Consider the following 394-nt stretch of genomic DNA (forward strand, 5'->3'; position numbering starts at 1 on the left):
GCTCTCTAAAAGTGGTAAATCCCTCGATGATGTGCTGACATTTTTGGGGCGTTAACGAACCTCCTGGCTTCGAGAGTAGAAAATCGCTGGAAATTCACGCCTGAAGTTCGGGAATGCGTCCGAGCTGGAACTTGAGCTGCCGATAAGCGTTTCTCAGAAGCTCCGTGCTGTTCGTTTTCGCCTGGTCGATCGACGCAAAGATGCGTTCCTTTGCAATCTCATCGAAATGAACGGTCGAGGCGCCGGGAAGCCTTTTCGACTCGACGGAAATAAAGCGGCGCATGTTGTCCTTCACGTAGGACGTCAACTTCCAGCGTTTTTCTACTCCCTACCCAGAGGTAGCTTAAAAACGGCAACGGTTGCCTGAAATAACCACAAAAATGACTTGCGCTTC

Annotated in this window: 1 protein-coding gene; it reads right to left on the minus strand. The window is 50.3% G+C overall.

Annotation, left to right across the window (positions count from 1 at the left end):
- Positions 1–94: 94 nt before the first annotated feature.
- Positions 95–307: a hypothetical protein gene (locus tag GBM95_RS12095; protein ID WP_152159295.1), complete on the minus strand. Its 213-nt coding sequence runs from the start codon at positions 305–307 to the stop codon at positions 95–97.
- Positions 308–394 lie beyond the last annotated feature (87 nt).

This window comes from Sutterella seckii, from assembly GCF_009183815.1.
GTDB lineage: Bacteria > Pseudomonadota > Gammaproteobacteria > Burkholderiales > Burkholderiaceae_F > Sutterella > Sutterella seckii.